17 protein-coding genes are annotated in these 16,758 nt (G+C 62.8%); 14 read left to right on the top strand and 3 right to left on the bottom strand.

The window, feature by feature from the left end; all coding sequences use genetic code 11:
• The first annotated feature begins 5 nt into the window (after positions 1 to 5).
• The 11 genes from F6X37_RS13790 (at position 6) to F6X37_RS13740 (ending at position 10,291) form a co-directional block, all read left to right on the top strand.
• Positions 6 to 992, top strand: a complete 987-nt coding sequence (locus F6X37_RS13790; RefSeq protein ID WP_187611693.1) for a thiamine pyrophosphate-dependent dehydrogenase E1 component subunit alpha — start codon at positions 6 to 8, stop codon at positions 990 to 992.
• A complete protein-coding gene (locus tag F6X37_RS13785) occupies positions 989 to 1,981 on the top strand; it encodes an alpha-ketoacid dehydrogenase subunit beta (RefSeq protein WP_187611692.1) in 993 nt (330 codons plus the stop codon). Before F6X37_RS13790 ends, F6X37_RS13785 begins: the two co-directional genes overlap by 4 nt.
• Positions 1,982 to 2,024: 43 nt before the next feature.
• The gene (locus F6X37_RS13780; RefSeq protein ID WP_018425497.1) at positions 2,025 to 2,255 is read left to right on the top strand and encodes a biotin/lipoyl-containing protein; all 231 of its coding nucleotides are present in this window, start codon (positions 2,025 to 2,027) and stop codon (positions 2,253 to 2,255) included.
• A 51-nt stretch (positions 2,256 to 2,306) separates the two neighbouring features.
• Entirely contained in the window at positions 2,307 to 3,122 is an 816-nt protein-coding gene (locus F6X37_RS13775; protein WP_187611691.1) for a 2-oxo acid dehydrogenase subunit E2, read from the top strand.
• A gap of 33 nt (positions 3,123 to 3,155) precedes the next feature.
• Positions 3,156 to 4,688, top strand: a complete 1,533-nt coding sequence (locus tag F6X37_RS13770) for a class I adenylate-forming enzyme family protein (RefSeq protein ID WP_187611690.1) — start codon at positions 3,156 to 3,158, stop codon at positions 4,686 to 4,688.
• A gap of 32 nt (positions 4,689 to 4,720) precedes the next feature.
• Positions 4,721 to 5,614, top strand: a complete 894-nt coding sequence (locus tag F6X37_RS13765; RefSeq protein WP_090808822.1) for a crotonase/enoyl-CoA hydratase family protein — start codon at positions 4,721 to 4,723, stop codon at positions 5,612 to 5,614.
• Positions 5,615 to 5,662: 48 nt separating this feature from the next.
• On the top strand, positions 5,663 to 6,442 hold the full coding sequence (locus tag F6X37_RS13760; RefSeq protein ID WP_187611689.1) for an enoyl-CoA hydratase/isomerase family protein: 780 nt from the start codon (positions 5,663 to 5,665) through the stop codon (positions 6,440 to 6,442).
• Positions 6,443 to 6,519: 77 nt separating this feature from the next.
• Complete coding sequence (locus tag F6X37_RS13755) at positions 6,520 to 7,722, top strand: acyl-CoA dehydrogenase family protein (RefSeq protein ID WP_187611688.1); 1,203 nt, start codon at positions 6,520 to 6,522, stop codon at positions 7,720 to 7,722.
• A 2-nt stretch (positions 7,723 to 7,724) separates the two neighbouring features.
• Positions 7,725 to 8,867 (top strand): acyl-CoA dehydrogenase family protein, encoded by a 1,143-nt coding sequence (locus F6X37_RS13750; protein WP_187611687.1) that lies wholly within the window; start codon positions 7,725 to 7,727, stop codon positions 8,865 to 8,867.
• Positions 8,868 to 8,882: 15 nt separating this feature from the next.
• Positions 8,883 to 9,716: an SDR family oxidoreductase gene (locus F6X37_RS13745; protein WP_187611686.1), complete on the top strand. Its 834-nt coding sequence runs from the start codon at positions 8,883 to 8,885 to the stop codon at positions 9,714 to 9,716.
• Entirely contained in the window at positions 9,713 to 10,291 is a 579-nt protein-coding gene (locus F6X37_RS13740) for a nuclear transport factor 2 family protein (RefSeq protein ID WP_187611685.1), read from the top strand. Before F6X37_RS13745 ends, F6X37_RS13740 begins: the two co-directional genes overlap by 4 nt.
• Positions 10,292 to 10,429: 138 nt before the next feature.
• Here F6X37_RS13740 and F6X37_RS13735 read toward each other — a convergent pair whose 3' ends face one another.
• The 3 genes from F6X37_RS13735 to F6X37_RS13725 all read right to left on the bottom strand — a co-directional run bounded on the left by F6X37_RS13735 (position 10,430) and on the right by F6X37_RS13725 (position 12,864).
• On the bottom strand, positions 10,430 to 10,750 hold the full coding sequence (locus F6X37_RS13735; RefSeq protein ID WP_187611684.1) for a 2Fe-2S iron-sulfur cluster-binding protein: 321 nt from the start codon (positions 10,748 to 10,750) through the stop codon (positions 10,430 to 10,432).
• Positions 10,751 to 10,781: 31 nt separating this feature from the next.
• Positions 10,782 to 12,035, bottom strand: coding sequence for an NAD(P)/FAD-dependent oxidoreductase (locus F6X37_RS13730; RefSeq protein ID WP_187611683.1), 1,254 nt, complete (start codon positions 12,033 to 12,035; stop codon positions 10,782 to 10,784).
• A 100-nt stretch (positions 12,036 to 12,135) separates the two neighbouring features.
• Positions 12,136 to 12,864, bottom strand: coding sequence for a TetR/AcrR family transcriptional regulator (locus F6X37_RS13725; RefSeq protein ID WP_187611682.1), 729 nt, complete (start codon positions 12,862 to 12,864; stop codon positions 12,136 to 12,138).
• 167 nt (positions 12,865 to 13,031) lie between these two features.
• Between F6X37_RS13725 and F6X37_RS13720 the strand changes: the two genes are divergently transcribed.
• The 3 genes from F6X37_RS13720 (at position 13,032) to F6X37_RS13710 (ending at position 16,713) form a co-directional block, all read left to right on the top strand.
• Positions 13,032 to 14,276 (top strand): cytochrome P450, encoded by a 1,245-nt coding sequence (locus tag F6X37_RS13720; protein WP_187611681.1) that lies wholly within the window; start codon positions 13,032 to 13,034, stop codon positions 14,274 to 14,276.
• 68 nt (positions 14,277 to 14,344) lie between these two features.
• Positions 14,345 to 15,946, top strand: a complete 1,602-nt coding sequence (locus tag F6X37_RS13715; protein WP_187611680.1) for a GMC family oxidoreductase — start codon at positions 14,345 to 14,347, stop codon at positions 15,944 to 15,946.
• A complete protein-coding gene (locus F6X37_RS13710) occupies positions 15,943 to 16,713 on the top strand; it encodes an enoyl-CoA hydratase/isomerase family protein (RefSeq protein WP_187611679.1) in 771 nt (256 codons plus the stop codon). The genes F6X37_RS13715 and F6X37_RS13710 overlap by 4 nt, the downstream gene beginning before the upstream one ends.
• Positions 16,714 to 16,758: the final 45 nt, after the last annotated feature.

The following is a 16,758-nucleotide window of genomic DNA, read 5'->3' as shown; positions in this document are numbered from 1 at the left end:
GACGAATGAATGCCTATCAGCCGCCCAGCAGCGAAGTCCTGGTCGACATCTACAGGCGCATGGCTCTCATCAAGCAGAACGATGAGCGCTTTCGCGCCGTTATCAAGGCCGGCAAGCTGGTGATGCCGTACTACTCGCCGCGCGGCCAGGAAGTGATTCCGTCGGCGATGTCGGTGTGTCTCAGCGACGACGACTACATCTGCACGATCTACCGCGGCGTCCACGACATGATCGCCAAAGGTGTGCCGCTCAAGGAACTCTGGGCCGAGCTCGGAGGGCGAGTGACGGGCACCTGCAAAGGCAAGGGCGGCCCGATGCACGTCACGCATCCCGCGTCGGGCGTCATGGTGACGACCGGCATTGTCGGCAGTTCGATGCCGATCGCAAATGGGCTTGCGCTCGCCGCGCAGATTCGCGGTGAGTCGCGCGTGGCCGTGGCCTACTTCGGTGACGGCGCATCAAACATTGGCGCCTTCCACGAGTCGCTGAACATGGCGTCCGTGTGGAAGTTGCCGGTGATTTTCGTCTGCCAGAACAACGGCTATGCCGAGCACACCAAATACGCGTACGGCACGTCCGTGCCGAACATCGCCCAGCGCGCCGTCGCGTACCAGATGCCGGGCATCACGGTGAACGGCAACGATCCGATTCAGATGCACAAGGCGGCGCACGAAGCGGTCGAACGCGCGCGCAACGGCGGCGGCCCGACGCTGATCGAAGCGAACACGTTCCGCTTTCAGGGGCACGTGTTCGGCGACCCGGACGCCTATATGGACAAGCACGAAAAGGCCGCCTGGCTCGCGAAGGATCCGGTGCCGCTGTTCCGTCAGTGGCTCATCGATGCGAAGCATGCGACCGAGGAGCAACTGGTTGCGATGGAAGCCGAACACGAGGCGCAGATCGACGCCGCGGTCGAATTCACGCTGTCGAGCGAATATCCCGGTGTCGCGGAGCTTCGGCGCGACATCTTCAAGGACGAGGTGCTTGCATGAGCCAGCAGCCAACCAACATCAACACCATCCAGGCGGTCAACTTCGCGCTCGACGACGCGATGGCCGCCGACGCCAACGTAATCGTGCTGGGTGAAGACGTTGCCGACGGCCAGGAGGGCGGCATTGTCGGCGTAACGAAGGGACTGTCGTCGAAATACGGCACGTCGCGGGTGCGTTCGACGCCGATTTCGGAGCAGGCCATCATCGGTGCGGCAATCGGCGCTTCGATGGTCGGGATGCGTCCTGTGGCGGAAATCATGCTGATGAACTTCACGACCGTCGCGATGGACATGATCGTGAATCACGCCGCGAAGCTGCGCTTCATGTCGGGCGGACAGACCAATGTGCCGATCGTCATCCGCACCATGACGGGCGCGGGCTTCGGCACGGGTGGCCAGCACGCCGACTACCTCGAGGCCTGGTTCGCGCACGTTGCCGGCATCAAGGTCGTCACACCGTCGAATCCTGCCGATGCGTATGGCCTGATGCTGTCCTGCATCCGTGATGACGACCCTTGCCTTTTCATCGAGAACATGCCGACCTACTGGAATCCGGGCAGTGCGCCGGAGCGCGGCGTGGCGATTCCGCTTGGCAAAGCCAACGTGATTCGCGCGGGTACCGACGTGACGGTGATCAGCTACAGCCGCCGCGTGCAGGAAGCCATGGCTGCTGCCGAAGTGCTGGCCAAAGATGGTGTCGTCTGCGAAGTGATCGATTTGCGCACTGTCTCTCCGTTGGATACCGAAACTATCCTGACTTCGGTTGCAAAAACCGGGCGCGCCGTTGTCGTGCACGAAGCCGTCAAACCGTTCGGCGTGGGTGCGGAAATCGCATCCCGTATCTACGAAGCCCTCTTTCGCGAGCTCAAGGCGCCCGTGCAGCGCGTAGGCGCGCAATTCTGCCCCGTGCCGTTCTCGAAGCCGCTCGAAGACGCGTTCGTACCGGGCGTGGCCGAAATCGAATCGGCGGTTCGCGCGACGCTGAAATGACCAGCACGAACACCCGGAATTCCATCATCAATAGAGCAAGGCCATGACCACACAAGTGCTGCTTCCCAAACTGGGCTTTTCCATGAACGAAGGCACGCTAGCCGAATGGCTGGCGGACGACGGCGCAACCGTGAGCGAAGGGCAGATTCTCTACGCGCTCGAAAGCGACAAATCGATTCAGGAGGTCGAGTCGCCCGCGTCGGGCACGCTGCGCATCGTTGCCCAGGTTGGCGAAGTGTATCCCGTCGGCACGGTGCTGGCCGAAATCGTCTGATTGGCCATAGGCCGTCACGCTGTCCAACAGTCGTTCGAAGAGGCATCCGCGATGAGTGTCGAATCCGTTGCTACGCGACCGCAGTCCGATGTGAATACCGGCCCCGGCGAGGCTGCAGTCCCCGCTTTCGGCGCGAATCTGCCGCCTTGGCCGCAGGTCGATTTCGCCGAATTCGGCGAAGTGGAAGTCAAGCCGGTGTCGCGCATCCAGAAGCTCACAGGAGCCTTCCTGTCGCGCAACTGGCTGACGATCCCGCATGTGACCCACCACGACGACGCTGATATTACGTCGCTCGAAACTTATCGCAAGGCCCGTAACGAGGCGGGCACGGCGGTTAAGCTGACGCCGCTCGTCTTCCTTATCAAAGCAGTGGTGCGGGCTTTGCAGGAGTTCCCGCAATTCAACGCGTCGCTCGACGGTGACGGCAAAAACATCGTTCTGAAGAAGTACTTCCACATCGGGGTCGCCGTGGACACGCGCTTCGGATTGCTGGTGCCGGTGCTGCGCGATTGCGACCGGAAGAGCGTCGAAGAACTCTCGGCGGAACTTGCGGCAATTTCGCAGAAGGCTCGCGAAAAGGGTTTATCGATGGCAGAGATGTCGGGCGGTTGCTTTTCGATCAGTTCGCTCGGCGGCTTTGGCGGTACTGGTTTTACGCCTATCGTCAATGCGCCGGAGGTGGCGATTCTCGGTGTGACTAAAACCCGGCTGGCAGCCGCGCCGGCGGACGACGGCGGCGTCAGCTGGCGCAAGATGCTGCCCCTGTCGCTCAGCTACGACCATCGAGTGATCAACGGAGCCGACGCAGCGCGGTTCGCCGCATTCATTGGAACCGTGTTGGCCGATCCGCAGACGCTCGCTGGCTAACAGTCGATCTGACAAAACAACGACGGGATTGAGATGAGAACCCTTGGCGAGATGGTCGAGCGAAACGCTCGCTTGCATGCCGACCACACTGCGCTCGTGTACGGCGACCGGCGTCTGACGCACAGTCAGTTGGCGGAGCGTGCACGCCGCTTGTCGGGAGCGCTATATGAGCGCGGCCTGCGGCGTCAGGACCGGGTTGCGATCCTCGCGATGAATTGCGCGGAGTACTACGAGAGCTACCGTGCATGCGAGTGGGCCGGCTTCATTCTGGCAACCGTCAATTTCAGACTGGCCCCCGCGGAGATTCTTTATATTCTTAAGGACGCGGCCTCAAAGGCGCTCGTATTCGAGGCTCAGTATGCCGATGTCGTGAACGGACTGCGTTCGCAACTGCCCGAAATCGAGCAGTACATCTGCATTGGCGACGCGCCGGAATGGGCCGTTTCATTCGAGGCGGTGATGGAAGCCGGCCCAGTGGAAGGGCCGCCGATCCGTTCGAAACCGGAAGACTACGCGTACCTGATGTACACGAGCGGCACCACGGGGCGTCCCAAGGGCGTCGTGCGCACGCACCATGCCATGTGCGTCACCGCCGAAAGCTGCGCGCTGGTGACGGAGTTTTCGGGCAATACCCGCGTGCTACAGACGACCCCGGCGTTCCACGTCGGTGGAATTGGCTTCGTTAATTCGGTGGCCTGGATGGGCGGCACGACGGTCGTGCATCGCGTCTTCGAGCCGAAGCAAATGCTCGAGACGATCGCCGAAGAACGCATCACCTTCACGTTCATGGTTGCCGCGATGCTTCAGGCGGTCCTCGATGTGCCCGAACTGTCGAGCTATGACGTGTCCAGCATCGAAAACATCGTCACGGCGGCAGCCCCGGTGCCTGCACCGCTGCTGTCGCGCGGCATTCAGGTGCTCGGCCCGGTGTTTTCGGTCCAATACGGCATGACCGAGAGCAACGCCTGCTGGTTGCCTGCGCACGAGGTCAAGCCCAAAGGGTCTCCGGAACAGGTACGGCGTCTCGCATCGGTGGGGCGCCCGTGCCCCGGCATCGACCTGCGCATCGTCGACGATCAAGGCAACGATCTGCCGCAAGGCCAGACCGGCGAGGTCTGGCTGCGCTCGCAGACGCAGTTGAGTGGCTACTGGAACAACAGCGTGGCGACGGTGGAAGCACTGCGCGATGGCTGGTATCGCTCGGGCGACATGGGCTACCAGGACGAGGACGGCTACATTTTCCTCGTCGACCGCAAGAAGGACATGATCATTTCCGGCGGCGAGAACATCTACAGCCGTGAAGTCGAAGATGCGCTGCTCCAGCATCCGGCAGTCATCGACGTGGCGGTGATCGGCGCGCCGCACGAGAAGTGGGGAGAGTGCGTCAAGGCGATCGTCGTGTTGCGCCGTGGCGAGCAAGCGGGCGAAGCCGAATTGATCGAGTTCTGTCGCGGCTTGATCGCGAGCTACAAATGTCCGAAAGCCATTGCATTCGTCGACGAATTGCCGAGGCTGCCGACGGGCAAGATCAGCAAGGTGAGTCTGCGCGCGCAGTTTGCCCGGTGAACGGCAATCGCCTCAATTGGAGGGAATCGACCATGGCCAAATGGCTGAAAACATCGGAGTGCGTGAAGTTTGAAGTGGCGCAACGCGTTGCGCGCATCACGCTGAGTCGTCCGGACAAGCGCAACGCCATCAACAATCCGCTTCTGCAGGAACTCAAGGCGGCGTTGCTCGAAGCCGACGACCTCAAATCGGTGAACGTGATCGTACTGTCGGGAGCTGGCCGCGACTTCTGCGCAGGCTACGATCTGGTGACGACGTATTCGGATCGGGCCGCGGACGCCGCTGATCCGGGTGACTATCGTGGAACGATTCGCAGCTTCGACGACGACTGCTGGTCGATGGAGCGGCAGTCGGAGACGGTCAATCTGATGGCGGATATCCACAAGCCGATCATCGCGCAGGTGCATGGCAACTGTCTTGCGGGCGGCACGGATCTCGCGCTGGCGTGCGACATGGTGATCGCCGCCGACAACGCAAGGATCGGCTTTCCCGCCACGCGCGCGAACGGCTCGCCGCCTGCGCATATGTGGTTCTATCACGTCGGCCCGCAGTGGGCGAAGCGTCTGCTGCTGTCTGGCGACTCGCTGACGGGCCGCGATGCCGCGAAGATCGGGCTCGTCATGGATGCGGTGCCGGCAGAGCAGCTCGAAGCGGAGGTGGGCGAGTTGGCACGCCGTCTGTCGTTTGTCGATGCCGATCTGCTTGCGGCCAACAAGCGCATTGTCAACATCGGGCTGGAGCTGGCCGGTTCGCGCACGCTTCAGCGGCTCGCGGTGGAAAACGACTCACGGGCTCACCAGAGCCTGGGGCCGCGCCGCGCGCAGTTCAAGGCGGACATGGAAGCGGTTGGGCTTAAGGAAGCGCTCAAGCGCCGCGACGAGCCGTTCGGCGACGGGATGATCCGCCTGCATGCTCGCGGCAGTTGACCAGACCGTCGAACGGACGAACCAAACTCAGACGAAGATCCGACCATCATGGATGTTGAACTCACTTTGAACGGCGCGGTTGCGACGCTGTGTCTGAACCGCCCCGAGAAGCTCAACGCGCTGACGCCGGAAATGCTTGATTTGATTCTCGGCCACCTCGATCGCATCGAAAAGGATCCGGAGATTCGCGCGGTGATTCTCACTGGCGCAGGCCGCGCATTTTGCGCCGGTGCCGACATCAAGGGCAGCGGCGCCGCGCCACCGCAGATGAGCGTGGCGCACGCGCGCGCATCGATGGCGGTGTATCAGAAGATCGCGCTTCGGTTGTACAACCTGAACAAGCCAGTGGTCGCGGCGGTACGAGGCGTTGCCGTGGGAATTGCCTGGAGCTTTGCGCTGTGCGCGGACCAGCTCATCGTTTCCGATACGGCGCAGTTCATTCCCGCCTTCCTGATGCGCGCCACCTTACCGGAAGGCGGCATGGTCTATCTGCTTGCGCGTCATTGCGGCGAGTTTCGCGCCAAGGAAATCATGTATCTGAATCGCCGGCTGAGCGGCAAGGAAGCACTCGATATGGGTCTTGCCAGCCATCTCGTCGAGGACGGCGAGCTTGACGTGGCCGCCGAAAAGCTGGCTGGCGAGCTGGCGGCTGGCCCGACTTTCTCGCTCGGGCTGACCAAGCAGTTGTTCAGGTTGAACCCCGGTGGCATGGAAGAGTTTCTTGCGCAGGAACTGAACGCGGTGGCGCTCGCGGTGAACTCCGAGGACGCCGCGGAGGGCCGGCTCGCCGCGAGAGAAAAACGCGCCCCGGCTTTCAGAGGCCGCTAGGCGGAGCACCCGCACAAGCGCGGCGCAGTGGCGCGACAGAGCAGACAACGAGGGCGCAAGAGATTCAGGAGTCAGGCATGCATTTCGGCTATAGCGAGGAAGACGAATCATTTCGTCGGGAAGTCAGAACGTTTTTCAGTGAGCATGCGCCGGCCGACATTTCACGCCGCTGGCGTGTCGGCGTGCATCCGCCTGCGCGCGATGACATCCGCAGATGGCAGCGCATTCTGTACGAGCGCGGCTGGGGTGCGCCCCATTGGCCCGTCGAACATGGCGGCACCGGCTGGAGCGCGCTTCGCAAGCATATCTTCATGGAAGAGCTGTACAACGCCGATGCCATGGACTATGGGTGGCAGTCGACGCAGATGGTGGCGCCCGTCATCATCGCGTTCGGTTCGGACTGGCAGAGGGAGCGTTTTCTCGGGCCTATTCTGCGCGGCGACGAGTTCTGGTGCCAGGGCTTTTCGGAGCCGAACGCGGGCTCGGATCTGGCTGGACTGAAGACCACGGCCGTGCTCGACGGTGACGAGTACGTGATCAACGGCCAGAAGATCTGGACCAGCGACGCAACGATTGCCGATTGGGGCTTCTTCCTCGTCAAGACCGATACGAGCGTCAAGCCGCAACGAGGCATTTCCTTCCTGCTGGTCAACATGGACACACCGGGCATCACGGTGCGTCCGATCGTTTCGATCGAGGGCGGCAAGGGCCTGAATGAAGTGTTCCTCGAAAACGTGCGTGTGCCGAAGTCGCATCTCGTGGGCGAGGCCGGCATGGGATGGACCTATGCGAAGTACCTCCTCGAGAAGGAGCGCACGGCGAGCGCGTTCCTGTACTTCAACAAACGCGAGCTGCAACGCGCGAAAGACATCGCGGGGCAGGAGCGGGAGGACGGCGTGCGGCTCATCGATACACCCGGCTTCGCGCGCAAGGTCGCGGAGGTCGAAGCGGACCTGATGGCGCTCGAATGGTCGGTGCTCCGCATCCTTGCGGAAGAGAAGAGCGAGCGCAATCTCGATGCGGTCGTCTCTGCGCTGAAGATCAGTGGGTCGGAGATGCAACAGCGCGTGACGCAGCTGCAAATGGACGCACTCGGTCCCCGCGCGATGCGTTTCGACGACCACGGCGAGCCGCAGGGCGATCTGGCGGTCGACGAGAATTGGCCAGATTACATGGGCGGCCGCACGTCGGGCTATCTGATCGCGCGCGCCTCCACGATCTATGGCGGCGCGCGCGAAGTGCAGAAGAACATCATTGCCAAGCTGGCTTTTGGACTGTAGCCATGGACTTCAACTTCTCCGAAGAACAATCGATGCTGAAGGACGGCGCAGAGCGCTACGTTCAGCAGGAGTATGGATTCGAGGCGCGCACGCGCATCGCATCGGGGCAAGAGGGTTTCAGCCGCGAACATTGGCGCGCCTATGCCGAACTTGGCTGGCTCGGGCTGACGATGCCGGAAGACGTCGGCGGTCTCGGGTGCTCGTTCGTCGAAACGGCGATCGTGATGGAGGCGCTCGGCCGCGGTATGGCGCTCGAGCCGGTCGTGCAGACGGCGCTGCTTTGCGCCACGATCGTCGAACGAGGCGATGCGCGGCGCCGGCGTGAGACGCTGCTGCCCGCCGTCATCGACGGCACGCTGCTGCTGTCGCTCGCGGACAGCGAAGCGGGAAGCCGGTACAAGCTGGGATGCCACGCGCAAACGCACGCGCTCGAGAGCGCCTCGGGTTACCTGATCAGCGGCGCGAAGACGCTGGTGATCGCCGGCGCGTCGGCGGACCAGCTGCTCGTGACCGCGCGAGTCGAAGGCGCGTCGCAAGGCGTGGGCGTTTTTCTTGTCGATCGCCGGGCCGCGGGCGTAACGTGCCGGTCGTACCGCTTGCTCGATGGATCGCGTGCCGCGGATATCGATCTGCACAACGTCGAGCTCAGTGAAGATGCATTGATCGTCGGACCTGAACGCTCGCTGCAGGTGCTCACGCAGGCAACGGAACTCGCCAGTCTCGCGAGCGTGGCCGAGAGCCTTGGCATGATGGAAGCCGTGATGGCGATCACCTCGGAGTACATCAAGGGACGCTCGCAGTTCGGCCAGCCGATCGGCAAGTTCCAGGCGTTGCAGCATCGCATGGCTGAGATGTTCGTGGCCACGCAGGAAGCGCGCTCGATGCTGTACTGCGGGATCGCGCACCTGAACGGCCCGGCGGCCGAACGCAGCCGCGTCATCTCGGCGGCCAAAGCCGTTGCCGCGCGCGCCAATCGCTTCGTTTGCGCGCAGGGCATCCAGTTGCACGGAGGCATGGGGCTTACCGAGGAATATCCGGTAGGGCACTACTTCCGCAAGATGACGATGATGGAGAAGATGTTCGGCGATATCGACTTTCATCTCGACCGCGTTGCAGCAGGCGGCCGGACACCGATAACGGCCTGAGACAGGGAGCAGATCATGCAACGCGTGAAGCAAAAGATTGCCATCGTGACCGGGGCCGCATCCGGTATCGGCGCTGCCTGTGCCGCCAGGCTCGCGCAGGAGGGCGCCTTGGTCGTCGTGGCGGACCTGAATCTCGAAGGCGCGCAGGAACAGGTTCGTCGTATTAACGAAGCGGGGGGGCACGCGGTCCCGGCGCAGGTCGATATCGGCGACGAAAGTTCGATCGATGCATTGTTCGATCTGACGCTCAAGACTTGGGGCGGGCTCGATATCCTGCATAACAACGCCGCGGCCACATCGCTTTCCAGTACGGTCGATGCGGCAGTCGAGGCACTCGACGTCGGCGTCTGGGACGACACGATGCGCATCAATCTTCGCGGCACCATGCTGGCCTCGCGGTGCGCGCTGCCGCTGATGCGCGCACGAGGCGGCGGTTCGATTATCAATACCTCTTCCGGTGCCGCTCAGGCGGGCGCGCTGGGGTACAGCGCGTACGGTGTCTGCAAGGCCGGTATCGAGGCGCTGACGCGCTACGTCGCCGCGCAGCACGGCAAGGAGGGGATACGCTGCAACGCGATCGCTCCGGGCCTGATCGTCACGCCGGTGACCCAGGCGTACTACGCGGGGGAGACCGGAGCGATGATGCTGAGCCACCATCTCACGCCTCGCCTCGGGCAGCCCGAAGACATTGCACACGCGGTGGTGTATCTCGCTTCGGATGAGGCGGCGTTCGTCACGGGCCAGGTGTTCAACGTCGATGGCGGACTTCTTTCACACCAGCCTTACTATGCCGACGAAATCCGCGCGCGCCCGGCCGCGATGGCCAACGCTACGAAGGGGAAGGCATGACGACGGAATCAGCGCTGCTCGCGCGTATCGAGCGCATCGAGGCGCAGCTCGCCATCCAACAATTGCCCGTCCGATACGCGCTCGCGGTCGATTCGCGCGATCTGGACAGCCTGGTGCAACTGTTCGCCGAAGACGTCGATTGCGGCCGATGGGGCGTAGGGCGCGCGGCATTGAAGACGTTCTACGGGTCCGAGCATATTCTGCGCGGCTTTTATCGCAGCATTCACCAGATCTGCGGCCACGTCGTCGATTTCATCGATGCCGACCATGCGACGGGAAGCGTCTATTGTCGCGCGGAGCACGAGGACAACGGAGCGTGGGTGGTGATGGCGATCTGCTACTTCGATCACTATGTGCGGCGCGACGGGCAATGGTGCTTCGAGCGTCGCGACGAACAGCATTGGTATTCGACGGACTGGCTCGCTCGCCCCGGTGCGCCGCGCTTGCAGAACTGGCCCGGCAAGTATGAAGGCGATCGGTATCAGCCGCGTCTTCCGCAAGGATTTCCGACGTGGGCGGCGTTCTGGAGCAACAGCGAACAGCCCGCGATCGACGCGTTGACGAAAGCGCCGTAAGCGAGGTCTCGTCTTCGGCTCCTGGCCCCGCCACGTAGCCATTCGTGGGACTGGCGAGGAATGCAAGGAGTGAGGGCCGCGCAAACTTCCGCATCGTGGAGATCGACGTCGTGCGGCAGGCCTCCGTGCTCCTCGCGCTTACGCCGTCAGATCGGGCAGACGCACCACCAGCCCGTCCAGTTCCGGCGTCATGAAGATCTGGCATGTCAGACGGCTGTTTTCGCGCACGTCCATCGCGCAGGTGAGCATGTCGACTTCATAGGATTCCGCCGCTGGCATGTGGCTCCTCCAGGTGGCGTCGACATACGCGTGACAGGTTGCGCAGCTGCAGCTGCCGCCGCAATCGCCGAGAATGCCCGGGATCTGATTGTTCACCGCTGTTTGCATGACTGAATCGCCAACGTTGGCGCTTACGGCGGCCTCGCTGCCGTCCGGCTGGATGAATCGAATGAGCGGCATGGCTTGTGAACCTCATGAAAAATGAATTGGACTAGGGAAGCAGACTTTTCAACGGGATCGATTCGTTGGCGAGATCGGCGGCGCGGACCGGAATTTTCTCGGCAACGAAACGCTTGGCCAGCACGAATTCGGGTACACGGCTGACCGTATCGGCTGCGAGCATGACGCCGTCCTTGAGATAAAACGCCGAGAAAGAGCGGGCTTTGGGATCGCCGCGCAGGACGAACTCGTCGTAGCCGTGGGACAAGCCGACCATCTTGAGCTTCAGATCGTATTGGTCGGACCAGAACCACGGCACGCTGTTGTAGACACGCTCCTTGCCGCACAACGACGCAGCGGCGGTGCGGGCCTGCTCCAGCGCGTTAGGGACCGATTCGAGACGCAGGCGGCGTCCAAGGGAAGGGTTGGGGTGGTTGGTGCAATCCCCGACCGCAAAAATGTCCGGGTCGGACGTGCGCGTGTGTTCGTCGACCATGATGCCGTTGTCGACAGCAAGGCCGGCCGCTTGCGCGAGTTCGGTGGCGGGCTCCAGTCCCACGCCGACGATGACGAGATCCGCGGCGACGCGCGTGCCGTCCGCGCAGCACACGGCGGCAACGGCGTCGCCGGATGCGTCGAGTTCGAACCCACTCACGATCGCGTTGGTACGGATGTCGACTCCGGCTTCGCGGTGAACTTCCTCGTAGAACCTGGAAAGCTCGGGAGCCGTGACGCGCGCGAGGACGCGCGGCAACGCTTCGAGCACGGTGACGCGCAAGCCACGCTTCACGGCTACCGCAGCCACTTCCAGCCCGATATATCCACCGCCGATGATCACGAGGCGCGAGCCGGCATGAAACTGGTTTCGAATGCGCGCGACGTGATCGAGTGTGCGAAGGTAGTGAAAATTCTGCAGCTTCTCGGTCGCTTCGATACCCGGCAACGCGAGGCGCCGCGCGCGGCCGCCGGTGGCCAGAACCAGTTTCGTATAGCTGATTTCGCTGCCGTTGGACAGCGTGACCTGTTTCGCGTCACGGTCGATGCGCTGCGCGCGCGTGTTCGGGATGAACTCGACACGCGCTTTGTCGTACGTCGACAGCGGTTTCAGGTACAACTGCTCGGCGGTCGATTCGCCCGACAGGAATGCCTTGGAGAGCGGCGGCCGTTGGTAGGGCAAATGCGGTTCTTCTCCCACCATCACGATGCGTCCCGTCCATCCCTGTTCGCGGATCGCGGTCGCGCATTCTCCTGCTGCGTGACCCGCCCCGACGATCAGCGCGATGTTCTCTGCGTCTCCAGCTGTCATGAGGCTAACTCCATCTCGCACGGCCGCAGGCTCGCTGCGGCCAGAGTAAGTCTGAATAATGTTCTAAATTGTGAACGACGGTCGCTGCGACTGTCAATGCTCATGAACCCCGCTGGGCCGAGGCGGAGCTGACCATCGCCTCGATGCCGCCAACCGCGAAACGAATCAAATAGGTGCGCATGCGCTCGATATGTGCTGTCGTGAGTGCCTTGGCTCCGGAGCGCGCTTCCTGCGCGTAAAGCTCGTTGAGCACGAGATGGAACACGGACTCGACGAAATGCTGCACCAGTTCGACGGTCTCCCGCGTGACGCGGGGAAGTGCCTTGGCGAAGGCGTCACGGTAGCGCGCGGCCGCAGGCGCGTATTGGTCATAAAACGGCGCCGTGAGATCGGGGCGCTCCAGAAGACAGCCAATCTGGGTTAGCAGGCGCAAGTAATTTCGCCACCCCGGATCGCCGCTCTTCAGATGCGCGAAGGCCGGTGCGGAAAGTGCTGTCACGATTGCTTCCACGTCGGGGCGCTTGCCTTGCAGCGGTGCCAGTTCGGCCTCGAGCGATTCGATGACCTGCCGGCTGATCACCGCGGCGCGACGGCCGATCGCCTGCTGAAACAGCGCGTCTTTGCTGCCGAAGTGGTACCGCGCGAGGCTCAGCTCCATGCCACCGCTCTGCATGATGTCGCGAATCGACGTGCCGAAGTAGCCGTGCATCGCGAACAGCCGCTCGGCCGTATCGAGAATGCGCTCTGGCGTCGTGCTGCGCGCCGTGGCACGCGGCTCATTGTCGGCAGTCGCCCGTCTGCTGGCGGCGTGCGTGGTGCTGGACGGCATGGTTTCCCTTTGATGGCGGGGCGCGAGCCAGAAAGCGCGCAACATCCCCTTCCGCGAATGATAAATCGATCTTGCACACTTGTGCAAAATAGAACATAGTTCAAATATTGGTACCTCGCGCAAAAGCAGAGGTGCCTGCAAACAAACGAATAATGGAGACAGGAACCATGGCCGGCGCGCTGCGACTCGAGGACTTCGACGATCCTGAGTTCAACCCCTTTTTCGAGGATTCACTCGCTTACGGTGCCGATGCGGACCCTTATCCACGCATTGCGGAACTGCGGGAAAAGGCTGCGGTTCAGGAAGGCGACTACCGTGTGCTGATGGGCGGCGCGGCGGACCTGACTATGTCCGATGTCGCGCACTATTCCGTATTCGGATACGACGAAGTCTCGAAGGTGCTTGGCGACCCGGCAACGTTTTCAAACAAGTCTTACGAGCGCAATCTCGGCATCAGCTTCGGGCGCAGTATCTCGACGATGGATGCGCCCGAGCATCCGCGCTACCGCCGCATCTTCCAGAAGGCCTTTTTGCCGCACACCGTCGCGGCATGGGGCGATACGCTGGTCGACCCAGTGGTGAGCGAGCTGATGTCGAAGTTCATGGATCGCGGACATGCGGATCTCGTCAACGAGTTCACGCTTCACTACCCGTTCAACATCATCTATCGGCAACTGGCATTGCCGCCGAAAGATGTGAAGATCTTTCACAAGCTCGCCATCGCACAGACGCTGGTTTCGATCGATGTCGAGCATGGCGTGGAGGCATCGACGAAGCTGGGCACCTATTTCGCGCGGCTCGTCGACGAGCGCCGCAGTAATCCCGGCGACGATCTGGTGAGCTCGCTGGCCACCGCGGAGGTGGACGGCGAGCGGCTACCGGACGAGGTCGTCATTTCGTTTCTTCGCCAGCTGGTGAATGCGGGCGGCGACACGACCTATCGCGCGACCAGCGTACTGTTGCTTGCGTTGCTGCGCGATCCGGTACAGCTCGAAGCGGTGCGCCAGGATCGCACGCTGGTCGCGGCGGCGATCGAAGAGGCTCTGCGCTGGGACGGCCCCGTGCTGATGCAGTCGCGTATGGCGACGCGTGATGTCACGCTCGGCGGTGTCGAGATTCCTGCCGGCGCATTTCTCGACGTGGTGGCGGGCAGCGCCAATCGCGACCCCAGCCGTTTCGCCGATCCGGACAGGTTCGACATCTATCGCAAGGCCGGTCACCGGCACTTTGCATTCGCCTATGGCCCGCACGTGTGCATCGGCCAGCACCTGGCGCGCGTGGAAATGACGCGCGCGCTCAACGCGATTCTCGATCGCCTGCCCAATCTTCGGCTCGATCCGGCCGCGCCAGCTCCACCGATCAACGGGATCATGATGCGGGTTCCGCATTCGATTCCCGTCATCTTTGGCTAACAGGAACAACGCCGGCCTCGCGTGCTATGGGGCTGGCCGACAAGGCACGGACGGTGGAGAACGCATAGATGACCGAGTTTGACTTTATCGTGATTGGCGCGGGTGCGGCGGGTTGCGTGCTAGCCAATCGTCTTTCGGAGAGCGGGCACCATACCGTGCTACTCATCGAGGCAGGACCGGAAGATCGCAATCCGTTGATCCGGATGCCAAAAGGCTTTGGCAAGCTGCTGGGCGACCCAGCTCATGCCTGGTTCATTCCGGTGCAGCCCGATCACGGCAATGGGCATCGCAACGAAATCTGGCTTCGCGGCAAGATGCTCGGCGGTTCCAGCAGCATCAACGGCATGGTGTATATGCGAGGTCATCCCGAGGACTACGACGGATGGGCCGAACTGGGTGTCGAGGGCTGGAGCTGGCAGAACCTGGCGCCCTGCTTCCGGCGCATCGAAGATCACGCGCTCGGCGCCGATGAGCTGCGTGGAGAGGGCGGCCCGCTGAAAGTGTCACCGTACGCGCAGCGCAATCGAATCGGCGATGCCGTACTCGAAGCGTGCCGGTCGCTCGGCGTGCGGCGCGTGGAAGATATCAACAGGCTCGATCATGAGGGCGTGGCCTATCTGATCTATACGATACGCAACGGTCGTCGGCAAAGCTCGGCCGAAGCCTTTCTGAAGCCTGCGAGGGCGCGCAAGAACCTCACAGTCGCTACCGGCACGCAAGCCGCGCGAATCGTGTTTGACGGCACGCGCGCCGTCGGCGTGCAGTGTGAAAGCGCGGGGCAGCAGATCGCTTACCGTGCGCGTCGCGAGGTGGTGCTCTCGGCGGGCGCGATCGGGTCGCCGCGGCTTTTGCAGTTGTCGGGCGTTGGCGATCCCGGCCATCTGCGGTCGCTTGGCATTCCTGTCGTGGCGGCGAGTCCGGGGGTCGGACGGAACCTGCGCGAGCACTATCTATATATGCTGCAGGCCCGCCTGCGGCACTGGCGCGATTCGCAGAACCGGCAGTTCAGCGGCATGCGCTTATGGCGCAACGCGATGCAATATCTGCTGTTCCGCCGTGGCGTGATGTCGCTCGGCTCGTACCAGGTGGGCGGCTTCGTCAAGACCGCGGCAGATGCGATGCGTCCCGATGTTCAACTGATGATGGCGCCGTACTCGATGGATTTCGGCGCGGCCGGTTACGCGTTCGAGTCGTTCCCAGGCATACAGCTCTTCAGCTACCCGCTGCGCCCGCGCAGCGAAGGGCACGTCAGGATCCAGTCCGCGGACCCCCGCGTGCCGCCCGAAGTCGTCGCGAACTACCTTGCCGATCCGTACGACCGGCAGATGGCTGTCAACGCATTCCGGTTCATGCGCAGCGTGCTGGCCGCCGAGCCGCTTGCCAGCCTGCTGGCAGGGGAGACGCGCCCAGGCCCCGCCGTCCAGACCGATGACGAGATTCTCGACCTCTACCGGCGTGAAGGCCAATCCGGCTATCACGCTTGCGGTACCTGCAAGATGGGATCGGACACGCTTGCCGTGCTCGATTCGCGGCTGCGCGTGCGCGGTGTCGAACGCCTGCGCGTGATGGATCTCTCCGTAACACCCACGATGATCTCCGGCAACACGAATGGCCCCATGATGGCGATGGCATGGCGCGCCGCCGGCCTGATCCTGGAGGACGCGCGATGAGCCGCCTTGAAGACTACAGTGGGCGCTTTACGAACATCGACTTCGAGCGACGCGACGGTGTTTTGCAAGTGCGCCTGCATACCGATGGCGGCCCGCTCAAGTGGGGCGCGCTCGATCGCAGCATTCACAGCCAGCTAGGCGAGGCGTTCTACCAGATCGCACGCGACCTCGATAATCGCGTAGTCATCCTGACCGGCACCGGCGATTCGTTCTGCGACGCGATGAATGACGCCGAGTTGCCGGCGGAGCCGCTTGCGCAAGGCTGGCCGCGCCTGCAGCGCGAGGGGCAGGACCTGCTGATGCAACTGCTGGACATTCCGGTTCCGGTTATCGGCGCGATCAACGGGCCGGCACTCATTCATGCCGAGTTGCTCGTGCTGTCCGATATCGTGCCGGCCTCCAGTCGCGCCGAAATCTCGGACCAGGCGCACTTCGTTCGCGGCGTCGTGCCGGCGGACGGTGTGCAGATCGTCTGGCCGATGCTGATTGGCCACAACCGCGCCCGCTATTTTCTTCTCAGCGGCGAGCGCATCACGGCGCAACGCGCGTGGGAGCTTGGCGTCGTCGGCGAAGTCGTCGCGCACGACACCTTGCTCGAACGTGCGTGGCAAATGGCGCACGAACTCGCGGCGAAGCCGATCGAAACGCTGCGATACACGCGCGCGGTCTTCACGCAGCCGTTCAAGCGCCGCATGGTCGACGAACTGGGCTACGGGCTCGCGCTCGAAGGACTGGCCGGCATTGCCGCGCAGTCCGGCAAGAGGTAGCCCGTCAACGCGAATGTTCACGAATGGGAGACACGATATGACCTT

Origin of the sequence: Paraburkholderia sp. 31.1 (assembly GCF_014397645.1) — a bacterium.
GTDB lineage: Bacteria > Pseudomonadota > Gammaproteobacteria > Burkholderiales > Burkholderiaceae > Paraburkholderia > Paraburkholderia tuberum.
Note: the sequence above shows the minus strand (reverse complement) of the source record. Positions and strands in the feature narration are given on the sequence as shown.